The 11,869-nt window shown below is 73.1% G+C and carries 14 protein-coding genes; 4 read left to right on the top strand and 10 right to left on the bottom strand.

Annotation, left to right across the window (positions count from 1 at the left end):
• The coding region (locus AB0472_RS38875; RefSeq protein WP_366363878.1) for a methylmalonyl-CoA mutase family protein at nucleotides 1-344 on the bottom strand (344 nt) is incomplete at its 3' end.
• Between the two features lie 107 nt (nucleotides 345-451).
• Here AB0472_RS38875 and AB0472_RS38870 point away from each other — a divergent pair.
• Nucleotides 452-1,306, top strand: coding sequence for a L,D-transpeptidase family protein (locus AB0472_RS38870; RefSeq protein ID WP_366363876.1), 855 nt, complete (start codon nucleotides 452-454; stop codon nucleotides 1,304-1,306).
• Between the two features lie 224 nt (nucleotides 1,307-1,530).
• On the opposite strand, the gene AB0472_RS38865 is transcribed toward AB0472_RS38870, so the two are convergent.
• From AB0472_RS38865 to AB0472_RS38825, 9 genes are all read right to left on the bottom strand, one after another.
• Nucleotides 1,531-2,577 (bottom strand): hypothetical protein, encoded by a 1,047-nt coding sequence (locus AB0472_RS38865; RefSeq protein WP_366363874.1) that lies wholly within the window; start codon nucleotides 2,575-2,577, stop codon nucleotides 1,531-1,533.
• Entirely contained in the window at nucleotides 2,577-3,239 is a 663-nt protein-coding gene (locus AB0472_RS38860) for an RNA polymerase sigma factor (RefSeq protein WP_366363872.1), read from the bottom strand. Before AB0472_RS38860 ends, AB0472_RS38865 begins: the two co-directional genes overlap by 1 nt.
• A 447-nt stretch (nucleotides 3,240-3,686) precedes the next feature.
• Entirely contained in the window at nucleotides 3,687-3,914 is a 228-nt protein-coding gene (locus AB0472_RS38855) for a hypothetical protein (protein WP_366363870.1), read from the bottom strand.
• Complete coding sequence (locus AB0472_RS38850) at nucleotides 3,907-4,545, bottom strand: RNA polymerase sigma factor (RefSeq protein ID WP_366363869.1); 639 nt, start codon at nucleotides 4,543-4,545, stop codon at nucleotides 3,907-3,909. The genes AB0472_RS38855 and AB0472_RS38850 overlap by 8 nt, the downstream gene beginning before the upstream one ends.
• 176 nt (nucleotides 4,546-4,721) lie before the next feature.
• Nucleotides 4,722-6,194: a DHA2 family efflux MFS transporter permease subunit gene (locus AB0472_RS38845; protein ID WP_366363867.1), complete on the bottom strand. Its 1,473-nt coding sequence runs from the start codon at nucleotides 6,192-6,194 to the stop codon at nucleotides 4,722-4,724.
• Nucleotides 6,195-6,293: 99 nt separating this feature from the next.
• The gene (locus AB0472_RS38840) at nucleotides 6,294-6,689 is read right to left on the bottom strand and encodes a hypothetical protein (RefSeq protein ID WP_366363865.1); all 396 of its coding nucleotides are present in this window, start codon (nucleotides 6,687-6,689) and stop codon (nucleotides 6,294-6,296) included.
• A 110-nt stretch (nucleotides 6,690-6,799) separates the two neighbouring features.
• Nucleotides 6,800-7,369, bottom strand: coding sequence for a hypothetical protein (locus AB0472_RS38835; RefSeq protein WP_366363863.1), 570 nt, complete (start codon nucleotides 7,367-7,369; stop codon nucleotides 6,800-6,802).
• A 165-nt stretch (nucleotides 7,370-7,534) separates the two neighbouring features.
• Complete coding sequence (locus AB0472_RS38830) at nucleotides 7,535-8,302, bottom strand: DUF4328 domain-containing protein (RefSeq protein ID WP_366363861.1); 768 nt, start codon at nucleotides 8,300-8,302, stop codon at nucleotides 7,535-7,537.
• A 103-nt stretch (nucleotides 8,303-8,405) separates the two neighbouring features.
• Nucleotides 8,406-10,061, bottom strand: coding sequence for a glycoside hydrolase family 20 protein (locus AB0472_RS38825; RefSeq protein ID WP_366363859.1), 1,656 nt, complete (start codon nucleotides 10,059-10,061; stop codon nucleotides 8,406-8,408).
• Nucleotides 10,062-10,225: 164 nt separating this feature from the next.
• On the opposite strand from AB0472_RS38825, the gene AB0472_RS38820 reads away from it, so the two are divergent.
• The 3 genes from AB0472_RS38820 to AB0472_RS38810 all read left to right on the top strand — a co-directional run bounded on the left by AB0472_RS38820 (nucleotide 10,226) and on the right by AB0472_RS38810 (nucleotide 11,856).
• The gene (locus AB0472_RS38820; RefSeq protein ID WP_366363857.1) at nucleotides 10,226-10,798 is read left to right on the top strand and encodes a 2-oxo-4-hydroxy-4-carboxy-5-ureidoimidazoline decarboxylase; all 573 of its coding nucleotides are present in this window, start codon (nucleotides 10,226-10,228) and stop codon (nucleotides 10,796-10,798) included.
• A gap of 192 nt (nucleotides 10,799-10,990) precedes the next feature.
• Nucleotides 10,991-11,371, top strand: coding sequence for a succinate dehydrogenase, cytochrome b556 subunit (gene sdhC, locus AB0472_RS38815; RefSeq protein ID WP_043406142.1), 381 nt, complete (start codon nucleotides 10,991-10,993; stop codon nucleotides 11,369-11,371).
• 5 nt (nucleotides 11,372-11,376) lie between these two features.
• Complete coding sequence (locus AB0472_RS38810; RefSeq protein ID WP_352354818.1) at nucleotides 11,377-11,856, top strand: succinate dehydrogenase hydrophobic membrane anchor subunit; 480 nt, start codon at nucleotides 11,377-11,379, stop codon at nucleotides 11,854-11,856.
• Nucleotides 11,857-11,869 lie beyond the last annotated feature (13 nt).

The following is an 11,869-nucleotide window of genomic DNA, read 5'->3' as shown; positions in this document are numbered from 1 at the left end:
TCGTCCACCGAGTCGATCGCCACACCCACCTTGCCGACCTCACCATGGGCCAGTTGCGCGTCCGAGTCGTACCCCATCTGGGTGGGCAGGTCGAAGGCGACGGAGAGACCGGTGGTGCCGTGTGCGATGAGCTGGCGGTACCGGGCGTTCGACTCCGCGGCCGTGCCGAACCCGGCGTACTGGCGCATGGTCCAGGGGCGCCCGGTGTACATCGTCGGGTAGACGCCCCTGGTGAAGGGGTACGCCCCCGGGTCGCCGAGGCTGCGGGCCGGGTCCCAGCCCGCCAGGTCCCCCGGCCCGTAGACGGGCTCGACGGGCAGTCCGGACTCCGATTCACGGACCATGACGGGTGACCTCCGCAGTACGCCGATACACCGGTACGCCGGTACGACTGTCGGTTCCCACGATGCCCTCTTGTTCGGCGGCGGTCACGCGGGGAAGCATCCTCGGCATGAAGGTCTCGCGGTATTCGGGAATCCTGGCCGCCCTACTCGCCGTGCTGTGCGGGTGCACGGTGCAGTCGGCGGGCGGCGGGGACGCCAAGGGGCACTCACCCGTCCGCATCGACCTCCCGCACGGCCCGGCACCCACCCGCCCCACCACGTCCACCGCGGCCGGCTCCACCGCGCCCGCCTCGCCCGCCCCCTCACCGTCCGCCGTCGAGACGGTCCCGCCGCACATCGTGTACACCCGCGGCGACACCGGCACCGGCGTCCGTGAGCTCCAGGCCCGGCTGCGCCAGGTCGCCTGGCTGTTCGACGGGCCGACGGGGACCTACGACGACCTCACCGCCCAGGCCGTCGAGGGCTTCCAGGGCAGGCGCGGACTGCCGCGGACGGGCGAGACCGACGCCGTGACCTGGCAGCGGCTGGTCCGGATGACGCACAGGCCGGGAAAGTGGGAGCTGTACCTGATGGGCGGTCAGCCGGCCGCCGCACCCGATGCGCGGTGCCTGACCGGACGGGTGCTGTGCATCAACAAGACCAGCCGGACTCTGCGCTGGATGATCGACGGGCGCACGGTGTCGACGATGTCGGTGCGGTTCGGGGCGCAGTACACCCCGACCCGTGAGGGTGTGTTCCACGTCTACTGGAAGTCCCGCCACCACGTGTCGACGCTCTACCACTCGCCGATGCCCTACGCGATGTTCTTCAGCGGCGGGCAGGCGGTGCACTACTCCTACGACTTCGCGGCCCGGGGCTACGCGGGCGGCTCGCACGGGTGCGTCAACGTGCGGGACGAGACGGCGATCGCGGCTCTGTTCGCGCAGGTGCGCAACGGCGACAAGGTCGTCGTCTCCTGGTGAACGGGGACCGGCGGGTGACGTTCGGGGCGCGGGCGGGACCGGGGGAACGTGTCCCGCCCGCGCCGATGCACGAGCCACGGGTACGGGGGGAACCCCGGCTCTGTGCGACGGCCGATGACCAGTCGGCTCACCCTGTACTGCGTCGCCGCCGCCGAAAACGTCACACCCTGCGGAAAAAAAGTTCAGGGACTTTCAAAAACGCAGGTCACAGCGGTGCGTAAAGGTCAAAGCGCGCTGTACGTGGGGCTGGGCGGGGTACCGGGCCGGTCGGGCCGCGGGGACGCGAAGGCGGTCGGTGCGGGGGTGGCCACGCCGTCCTGGCGGTGGTCGTTGCCCCAACCGCCGTCCTTGCCGCCGCCGAAGCCCCGGCCCGGCCGGCCGTCGCCGTCGCCCGGGCCGATGCCGTCGCCCTGACCGTCGTGCCGCCCGCCCCGGGTGTTGTCGTCGCCCTTGCCGTCGCGGGCGACGCCGTCCTTGTCGTTCAGCCCGATGTCGAGGACGGCCTTGCAGAACTTGTCCACCCGGCCGCGGCCGCCCGCCAGTCCCTCCAGGGCATGCCTGCGGTCGGCGCCCAGGGACTTGCCGTTGCGGATCGCGCGGCAGGACGTCAGGGCACCGCTCCACCCGCCGACGGGGACGCCCGTCGAGCCGGTGTCCCGGTTCTTCCGCTTGCCGGACGGGTCGGGCGAGGGCCGCCCGGAGGCGGCTCCGGAGGAAGGCGTCCGGGTCTCGCCGCCGAGCAGCGACTCGGGCGACTGCGAGCCCTGTGGGCGTGCGGGGGTACCGGCGGCGGAGACGGAGGCGGCCGGGCCCGGGTGGTGGTCCTCGAACGGCGTCGGCAGCACCCCGGTGCCCGCGGCCACCGCGACCCCGCCGAGCATGCCGGCGGTCAGCGCGGCGGCGAGGCCGAGCCGTGCGGGGCGGGCCCAGCCCGGGACCCGGGCCGACCGGGAGCCGGCACCGATCCGGAAGAGGCCGGCGTCGGCGTCCCGGGCACCCCGGCGCGGCCGGGTGACCGCACCGGTCGGCGCGGCCGCGGTGGTCCTGGCGTCCTCGGCGGATTCGCGCGCTTTGCGGAAGGCAGCCACCGCGGCCTCCTCGCCGGGGAGTTCCGCGGCGGCCGGTGTCGCCGGCGCGGAGAGCGCGCCCAGCGTGTCGGCGAGGCGTTCTGCCTGGTCACGGGCGGAGGCATCGACAGCTTCGAGCGACTCACCGCGCAGCAGACGTTCCGCCGTCACCCGGTTCAGCCACTTGTACTGCTCGTCGGCCATCACATGTCCTTCTGCGTCCGCGAACGCGTATGCGTCACACTCGCGGACGTCACCGCACGAGCGTTCGGTTCTCGCTGGGGTGGGAGCGCGTCCAGGACGCCTGCCGTCTCGGGGTCGGCGCCGAGCAGCTCGGCGAGTCTCTTCAACCCCCGGTGCGCTGCCGTCCGCACCGCGCCGGCGCGCTTGCCGAGGGTGTCGGCGGCGGTCTTGGCGTCGAGGCCCATGACGACCCTGAGGACGACGGCCTCGGCCTGGTCCTGCGGCAGCCGGGCGATGAGGGAGAGGGTGGAGTCGGTGGTCAGCGCCTCGATGGCCTCGCCTGCGGTGTCCGACTCGGCGGCCCGGCCGGTCAGTTCCGTCTCGTCGCCGCCGATCGCGGGACGGCGGCCACGCATCCGTATGTGGTCGAGGGCGCGGTTGCGGGCGATCCGGGCGGCCCAGCCGCGGAACCGGTCCGCGTCGCCGCTGAACCGGTCGAGGTCGCGGGCGATCTGCAGCCAGGCCTCGGAGGCGACGTCCTCGGCGTCCGGCTCGCCGACCAGCGTGCGGACGTATCCGAGCAGGCGGGGCTGCACCGCGCGATAGACGATGCGGAACGCGGCCTCGTCCCCGTCCTGTGCAGCACGTACCGCGGCGGTCAACTCCGCGTCGTCCCCCAGCACCCGATCCCTCTTTGCGCCTCATCCGGCGCCGCTCTCGCGGACGTGGTTCTCGCCGTCGTGGTTCCTCAACTGATGGTTGCGGCAGTCGGGACGCAGATGGTTGCGGTGGTCATGCGTCCTCCGCGGCCCGGCGCGAACTGCACGTTACGACCTGAAACCGCTCGCCGTCCACGTCCGTACAAAGTGCAACTAACTCGTGACGCCCTGAGGTGTGACAGAAAACGCACTCATGGCGCTGAACAGAGTACGGGCCGCCGCGCGGCCCGTGCCGCGCGACGGCCGGGGCCTCTCCTGTGGGGGGTGGCGGCCCCGGCCGTCTCCGTGGCACCTCCCTCCGCCCGGAGGACGCAACGTCGTCCGCCGCGCCCGGCCGCCGGTCGGCCGTGGCCGTCCCGGCCCCGGTGCCTCCTGCCGAACAGCGGAACTGCCGGACCGGCCCGCTTCGGCTCATCGCCGCCAGTCGTCACGGCGCCGGGTGCGTGGGCGGCGGGTGCCGGTGTCGCGGGCGGTGCGGAAGGCGGCCACCGCGCGCCGCTCGCCCTCGGGTTCGACGCCGGGCACGCGGACGGCGGCGGCGAGCAGTGCCTCCAGCAAGGGCTCGGCGCCGGGCACCGTGACGCCGGGGTGCGCGGGCCGACGGCCGCGGTCGGCCTCGCGGCCGTGCCGTTCACTCATGTCCCGGTTCCTCCCGATCCAGCGGCCGACCGTCCTGGCCGGCCGCCCGCGTCGCGTCCGTGACACCCAACCGCCGGGCCAGCGCCTTCAGCCCGCGGTGCGCGGCGGTGCGCACCGCGCCCGGGCGCTTGCCGAGGACGCGGGCGGCGGCGGGCGCGTCGAGGCCGACCACGACGCGCAGCAGCACGGCCTCGGCCTGGTCCCGGGGCAGTGAGCGGACCAGCGCGAGGGCGCGCTCGGTGGAGAGTGCTTCCAGCGCCTGGTCGTGGGTGCTGTGGCGGCCGGGCAGGTCCAGCAGTTCGTGCTCGGGCGCCGACGGGCGGGGCCGGACCCGCTGCCGGCGCAGATGGTCCAGGGCCCGGTGCCGGGCGACGGTCGCCGTCCAGCCCCGGAAGCCGGCCCCGTCGCCCCGGAATTGCCCCAGGTCCCGGGCGATCTCCAGCCAGGCGTCGGCGGCCACGTCCTCGGCGTCGTTCCCGACGATCCCCCGGAGATAACCGAGCAGACCGGGCTGCACCAGCCGGTAGGCGACCGCGAAGGCGGACTCGTCGCCCTCCTGGGCGCGCGCCACGGCCGCGCCGAGCTCGCCGTCGTACTCCGGTACGCGGCGGGTTTCCCCTCCCTGGCCCAACGCGGTCCTCGTCCGTGCCGAGTGCGAAGCGGGCTCTGCGAACCCGAGCCCGTGCGGTGCCGTGCCGCCGTGCGACACCTGTGCCCGGTGCGCGCGGCCCTTACGATCACCAGCGCCGCGGCGCACCGGAACGTCACACGGGAAGGGCACGGCCGGCGTCCGCGCCGGCGGGCGGATCAGGTGGCCGAGTCCACCGGTTCCGGGGCCCGTTCCTGCGGGGCCTGCGGGGTGGGGGCCCGGTCCGCGTTCACGACCACCCCGGCGATCAGGGCACCGAGCAGCAGCGCGGCCAGCGCCCACCAGGTGGCCACGTTGAAGCCGTGCACGGCGGCCTTCGCGGCCAGCAGCGCCTTGTCCGGGACGCTCGCGGCGTGTGCGGTGGCGTACCGGGTGGTGACGCTCGCGGCGATGGTGTTGAGCAGGGCCGTGCCGATCGAACCTCCCACCTGCTGGGCGGTGTTGAAGGTGGCCGAGGCCGCGCCCGAGTCGCGCGGGGCGACGTTGCCGGTGGCCAGGGAGACGGAGGTCATCATCGCCGTGCCCATGCCGAGGCCGAGCATCAGCATGCCGGGCAGGATGTGCGAGGCGTACGCCGGTTCGACCCCGACCTGGGCTATCAGCGCCAGCGCCCCGGCCGCCAGCAGCAGCCCGGGCACCATCAGCACCCGGGGTGGCACCCGGTGCAGGAGCCGGGCGGCGACCTGGGTGGAGCCGGTGACCATGCCGACCGTGATGGGGAGATAGGCGACGCCGGTCTTCACGGGCGAGTAGCCGAGGACGCGTTGCATGTAGTACGTCAGGAAGAGGAAGACGCCGAACATGCCGACGGTCACCAGCAGCACGGTGAGGAACGCGCCGATGCGCTGCCGGTCGCGCACGACGGTCATCGGGAGCAGCGGGACCGGGGCGCGGGTCTGCCAGTACCCGAAGAGGCCGAGCAGCGCGACCCCGCCGATCAGCAGCGTCAGGACCAGGCCGTCGGTCCAGCTCCGGGACTCCGCCTCGGAGAAGCCGTAGACCAGGGAGAGCATGCCGGCCGAGCCGAGCAGGGCGCCGGGGACGTCGAGGCGGGCGTCGGGATGCCTGCCGCCGGCGGGCAGCAGGGCCCAGGCACCGGCGAAGGCGACCAGCGCGATGGGCACGTTGACGTACAGGCACCAGCGCCAGTCCAGGTACTGGGTGAGGAAGCCGCCGGCGAGCAGCCCGACCGCGGCGCCCGCGCCGATGATGGCGCCGAAGATGCCGAACGCCTTCCCGCGCTCCTTCGGGTCGGTGAACGTCGTCGCGAGCAGCGACAGCGCGGCCGGCGCGAGCAGCGCGGCGAACACGCCCTGCAGGGCCCGCGCCCCGAACAGCATCCCCTGGTTCACCGCGGCCCCGCCGAGCGCGGAGGCGGCCGCGAAGCCGACCAGGCCGGTCATGAACGCCACCCTGCGTCCGGCCAGGTCGGCGATCCGGCCGCCGAGCAGGAGCAGTCCGCCGAAGGCCAGGGTGTAGGCGGTGATCACCCACTGCCGGTTGCCGTCGGACATGTGCAGAGCGACCTGGGCGGAGGGGAGCGCGATGTTGACGATGGTCATGTCGAGCACGACCATGAGCTGGGCCAGTGCGATGACGACCAGAGCCCACCAGCGTCGGTTGTCGGCCATGGACCAATCGTGCTCCCCCAGCGGCAAGTTGGGAACGCCCGCGTCTCTTATTACGGTGTTTTTGCCGAGCCCCGCGCGCCCCCGGCCCCCTCCGCCGGACTACCCCAGGGCGTCCCGGCACAGCAGCCGGAGCGAGCCGTGGCCGCCGTAGCAGCGCCGGGCCTCGTCGACGGGGTCCCAGAGCCGGCCGTCGGGGGTGCGGATCCAGTGCTCGCCGCCCGACGCCCACCACTCGGCGCCGGTGTGACGGACGATCACCTCACCGGCGTAGGCCCCGAGGCCGCGCAGTGTCTCCCGCACGGCGTCGTAGGGCACGCCCTCCCGGCGTATCTCCTCGATCACCCGGTCGACCCGCCACAGGCTCTGTGCCGAGTAGTCGAGCCGGACGCGGGCGCCCTCGCGCATCATGGCGACCGCGTCCGCGGCCCACCGGGCCGGTCTGGCGGCGGCGTGCGGCCTGGTCTGCTGCTGCGCGGTCCCATGGCGGGGTGTCACGTAGTGGGCTGTCACACAAGGAAGAGCGAGGTGGCCGACGGTTTCGTCACCCGGATCCGGGGGTGTTCCCGCAACCGGCGCAGGACCCGCGCACCGCCCTCACCAATGGTTCACCCGAGACCGCGAGCCCGGCGCGACACCACCGCGCGCAGCACCCGGCGGCCCTCGGTGGAGACGTCCAGCGCGCGGCGCAGTCCGGCGGTGCCGTGCCCGGCGAGCAGTTCCAGCACCGTGACCTGGCGCCGCAGTTCGGCGGCGACCAGCGGGGACATGCCCTCGGTGCCGCCCTCGCGGCGGGTGTCGACGGAGGGCGCCGCGTCCTCGGCGGGGTCGAGGAGCCGGTGGATCTGCAGCGAGGCGACGGAACAGGCGTCGGCCCACCGGCGGACGCCGGCGGCCTCCTGCGACACGGGCGCGGCGTCGAGCATCCGCCGGGCGAGCGTCTCGGCCTCGTCGGCCCCGCCGCCCGCCCCGCCGCCGGTCTCCTCGCCGAAGGCGAGCGAGCCGCGCGCCTTCTCCAGTCCCGCGCTCCAGTCGGAGCCGTCGGCGAGGCTCGCCCACAGCGGGCGCAGCACCAGGTCGTCCCCGCCGAGCAGCGGTACGCACCGATCCAAACAAGCCAGCCCGCTGGCGGCCAGTCCGCGCTCATCGGCCTGAGCGATCAGCTCCACCAGGCTCATCCCACGCCTCCCAGAAACGGTACATACCAAGGCCCCACTTGCACGGAGCTCGTACTTTCCCTAACTGCGTGCGACGGTACGGCAGTGTCACACAGGTGGGACACCCAGGATGCGAAGGAGTTCGGAGAAAGGGTTTTCGGCCAACGGTGGGGGTACGGCGGCGGCTCAGTGCCCGGCCGGAGCGGCGCCCGCCATCGCCTTCTCGTGCTGCATGCGGGTCAGCCGGAGCACGAGGAGGATCGCGAGGACGGCGGCGGCGATGTCGAGGGAGTCCGAGAGGATCATCCGCAGGGCGCCGTCGTGGACCTGGGCGGCGCCCGCGGCGTCGTCGCCATGGCCGGCCGCCGCGGCGCGGTCGGCGAACAGGGAGCCCAGCCACAGTGCCCACCAGGTGTTGACCAGGGTGTGCGAACGGGTCGTGCCCCTGGGGCTGCTGGCGTCCCAGATGTCGAGGGTGATCCGGCGCGGGTACCAGAGGTTCACGACCGGCACGAACCAGCCGCCGATCGCCCAGCCCGGCGACTTGCGGTGCCCGAGCGGGTCGAAGACCTGCGCGTTGGCCCGCACCCGCTGGAACCAGCACAGGTAGACGACCGCGCAGGCGACCAGCGAGACGGCCTGGGCCCCGGCGGCGAGGCCCAGCAGTTCGTCGGCGCGGTCGGCCCGGCGGAACGCGGCGGCGCCGGTCTCGCCGTCGGCCGGCGCGCCCGTGGCGCCGTACTGCAGGAAGTCCGCCCAGACGGCGAACAGGTCGGCGACGACGACCGCACCGAGCAGCACGGCAGCCGCCCAGCCGAGGCCGACGGGCGAGCGCAGCCACCGCCCCGGCGTGCCGCCGAAGGCCGGGACCGGCCCGGGCGGGTCGCCGAGGCAGCGGTGGCACAGGGTGGCGCCGGGCGCGGCGGCGAAGTGGTGGCAGCGGGCGCAGATCAAGACGGTTCCCCCGGGACGCGGCTGGGCACGGAGCCCTCCCCCGGCCCGCGCGGAATGCGGAACATACGGCCCGTCACCGCCGTACGTCCACCATGATTCCGTGTCAGCCCAGTCTGTTCGCGAGCGCCTTGAAGTCCGTCCAGGACATCGCCGGGGTGGTCTCGGGGTCCCAGAGCTTCTCGATGGTGGCCCGCAGCGGCATCCTGATGCCGGCCGCCACCTGGTCCTGGGTCTGGGCGCCGGCCAGGTCGCACCAGACCGCGAAGGAGCCGCCGAGGACCTGGGGTTCGTACCGCGCGGCCACGGCCGAGGTGCCGCGCAGCATGCGCGGGATCCACTGCTCGTAGATGCGCTGACCGGTCGGATAGACGAAGGTGTTGGGCTGCCCGAGGACGTAGTACAGGTACTCGTCGTTGTAGTTGAGGACCTTGCGGCCCGCCCTCAGGTACTCCACGGGCTGCCGGGCGCCGTTCTCCTTGCCGGTCCAGTAGGCGACCTGGAGGTCGTCGGCGGGCTGTACGGAGGTGCCCCGGAGGAAGCCGTCGTTCCAGGCCCGCATGGTGCGTTCGTGGGCGCGGACGGTGTCGGCGCGGTCGTTCAGCCAGCCCGTGGTGAGGTCGGCGACGGTACCCGAGTCCCCGTACGCCTCCCGGGCGGCGGCCGCGAGCTGCGGGTAGGAGGCCTGCGGGTCGGCGACCGTCAGGGCCTGGTACTCGTCGCCGCCGAGGTTCCAGTAGGAGCCGGGGAACAGGTCGGCGTACTCGTCGAGCAGGTCGTCGACGATCTTCGCCGAGGCGTCCTGGGAGATGTCGACGGCGCCCCTGGTGGCGACGCCCTGCGCGTTGCGCAGCTGCAGCTCCGGGTGGGCGGCGAGGACGGCGCCGAGGTGTCCGGGCGAGTCGATCTCCGGTACGACCTGGATGTGCCGGGCGGCGGCGAGCGCGACGATCTCCCGCACCTGGGCCTTGGTCAGGTGGTCCCGGGAGACGATCTCCGGGTGGGTGTCGGACTCGATCCGGAAGCCCTGGTCGTCGGAGAAGTGCAGCCCGAGCTCGTTGAACTTCAGGTCGCCGAGTTCCCGTATCCGGGCCTCTATCCAGGCGGCGGTGAACGGCTTGCGCGCGATGTCCAGCATGAAGCCGCGCTGCGGCTTGGCCGGCTGGTCCCGCACCACCCCCTCCGGGGCGGTACCGCCGCCGTGCACTTCCTGCTTGAGGGTCCGGGTGCCGTAGAAGACGCCGGCGTCCCCGGGCCCGCTGATCCGGACCGACCCGCCGCGCACGGTCATCGTGTACGACTCCGGGTCCCCGCTGCCGCCGAGGTCGAGCCGCAGGTCGCCCGGCCGTACGTCGTCGTTCGCCCCCTTCTGCCCGGCGTACGACAGCCCGAGCTCGCCCGCGGTCAGCCGCCCCTCGTCGGCCAGCGCGGCGTCGCTCACCACGACCCGGCCGCCCCGCTGCGGGCGCCAGCCGGGGCCGCGGGCGGCGGTGTGGGAACGGACGGCGGGGATGGTGCGGGGCGCCTGGGAGAGGGGGTAGCTGCGGGATGGGGTGGGGGTGGCCGCCCCGGCCGAGGCCGACCGGTCGCCTCCGGAGGGCTGCCGGGACGCTCCGGCGGTGTTCCCGCCGTCGCCGCCCGAGGAGGCCCACACGCCGATGACCGTGCCGAGCGCGACGGTCCCCGCGAAGGCGGCGGCGACCACCACCGCCCGCTTTCGCGCGCCCTGCCGTGTCGACGGCCTGCGCCTGTGCTGGCTCACGGCTACAACTTACGACGCACCCGCCGCACAGCCGTCATCGACGCAATCTGAAACTCTCCCGTTCGGGTGAAATTCAGGCAACCAACCGACACGCCATGGACGTCCTCGATAACGTCGACGACACATCTCTCACAGCATCCCCTGCCACCCCTGCCACACCGCATGTGACGCGAGGACCTACGCTGCCCGCCCACCGCCTGCCCCATCTCCCCACCCGGCTGGACGCCTTCAACGCCGCCCCCGACGACGAGGCAGGCGCGCTGCTCCTGCATTGCCTGCGCAGCCCGCGCTGGGCCCGCCGCGTCTCCGACCACCGCCCCTACCCCGACGTGGAGTCCCTCCTTGCGGCGGCTGACGAAGCGGCGTACGACCTGGCACCGGGCGACCTGTCGGAGGCGCTGGCGGGCGAGTCCCTCCCGGAGCTGCCCGAGGGCACGTACTCGGCGGCCCACACGGCCCTGACGGCGGCCCACGCGGCCTACGAGGCCAAGTTCGGACACGTGTTCGTGATCTACCTGGGTGACACCCGGCCCGAGGAGCGCCTGGATCGCGTCCTGGAGGGCATTTACTCACGTTCGGAGAACGATCCGGAGGACGAGCGGGTGATGTCCGTGGAGCAGCTCCGGCGCCTTGCACAAGGACGCCTGGTGGAGACGCTCGGAGGCGCGGGGCGGCATCCGTCAGCGGCTCCGCCGCGGGGCGCGGCCAGCCCCAACGCTCCCGCACCCGGCAAATAACAGGACAACCCACCCCGGACTCCGCCCGGCTAACCCATACGCGTGCCACTTTGATCACACCGGTAGGCCCGGCGTAAGCCCAGCGGCAGCGCATCGCTACGATGCTGGGGGCCGGTGGACCGTACCCGGCCGGGCCCGACCGACACCCACAAGCCGGCGCGGCCCCGATACCCCGCTCCCGGAGGGACTTCCGTGCCGGCTGGAACGCTGTACCGCGGCCGGGAAGGAATGTGGTCCTGGGTGGCTCACCGAGTCACCGGCGTCCTCATTTTCTTCTTCCTGTTCGTTCACGTGCTGGACACCGCTCTCGTCCGCGTCTCCCCCGAGGACTACGACAAGGTCGTAGCCACGTACAAGACGCCGATCGTCGCACTGCTGGAGTACGGCCTGGTGGCCGCCATCCTCTTCCACGCCCTCAACGGCCTGCGCGTGATCGCCGTCGACTTCTGGTCGAAGGGCCCGCGCTACCAGAAGCAGATGCTCTGGACGGTCGTCGGTGTCTGGGTCGTCCTGATGGCCGGGGCCATTTACCCCGTTCTCGGCCACGCCGCTCGTGTCCTGTTCGGGAGCTGACGCAGATGTCGACCACTGAAACCCCCGCCGGCGTCGGCCCCGTCGAGGGCGCCCCCCTCTTCAACGTCGACAACCCGGCCCCCCTCATCGAGGCCCCGCGCAAGCGCACCAAGAAGACCCCGCGCTCCACCCGCGGCAACTTCGAGATGGCCGCCTGGCTGTTCATGCGCCTGTCCGGCGTCGTGCTGGTCGTCCTGGTCCTCGGCCACCTGCTGATCCAGCTGGTGCTCGACGGCGGTGTGTCGAAGATCGGCTTCGCGTTCGTGGCCGGCCGCTGGGCGAGCCCCTTCTGGCAGGTCTGGGACCTGCTGATGCTGTGGCTCGCGATGCTGCACGGCGCGAACGGCCTGCGCACGATCATCAACGACTACGCGGAGCGCGCGAACACCCGGCTGTGGCTGAAGGGCCTGCTCTACACGGCCACGGTGTTCACCATCCTGCTGGGCTCGCTGGTGATCTTCACCTTCGACCCGAACATCCGCTAGGCACGGGGCTGCG

The sequence above is a fragment of the Streptomyces sp. NPDC086777 genome, from assembly GCF_040702065.1.
Lineage (GTDB): Bacteria > Actinomycetota > Actinomycetes > Streptomycetales > Streptomycetaceae > Streptomyces.
This window is presented reverse-complemented; position numbering and strand designations above follow the sequence as displayed.

Bases quoted from the DNA above. Each gene is read 5' to 3' on its own strand.
- AB0472_RS38870 (WP_366363876.1), top strand. From the start codon at position 452: ATGAAGGTCTCGCGGTATTCGGGAATCCTGGCCGCCCTACTCGCCGTG.
- AB0472_RS38855 (WP_366363870.1), bottom strand. From the start codon at position 3,914: ATGAGTGAACGGCACGGCCGCGAGGCCGACCGCGGCCGTCGGCCCGCG.
- AB0472_RS38810 (WP_352354818.1), top strand. From the start codon at position 11,377: ATGTCGACCACTGAAACCCCCGCCGGCGTCGGCCCCGTCGAGGGCGCC.
- AB0472_RS38845 (WP_366363867.1), bottom strand. From the start codon at position 6,194: ATGGCCGACAACCGACGCTGGTGGGCTCTGGTCGTCATCGCACTGGCC.
- AB0472_RS38835 (WP_366363863.1), bottom strand. From the start codon at position 7,369: ATGAGCCTGGTGGAGCTGATCGCTCAGGCCGATGAGCGCGGACTGGCC.
- AB0472_RS38865 (WP_366363874.1), bottom strand. From the start codon at position 2,577: ATGGCCGACGAGCAGTACAAGTGGCTGAACCGGGTGACGGCGGAACGT.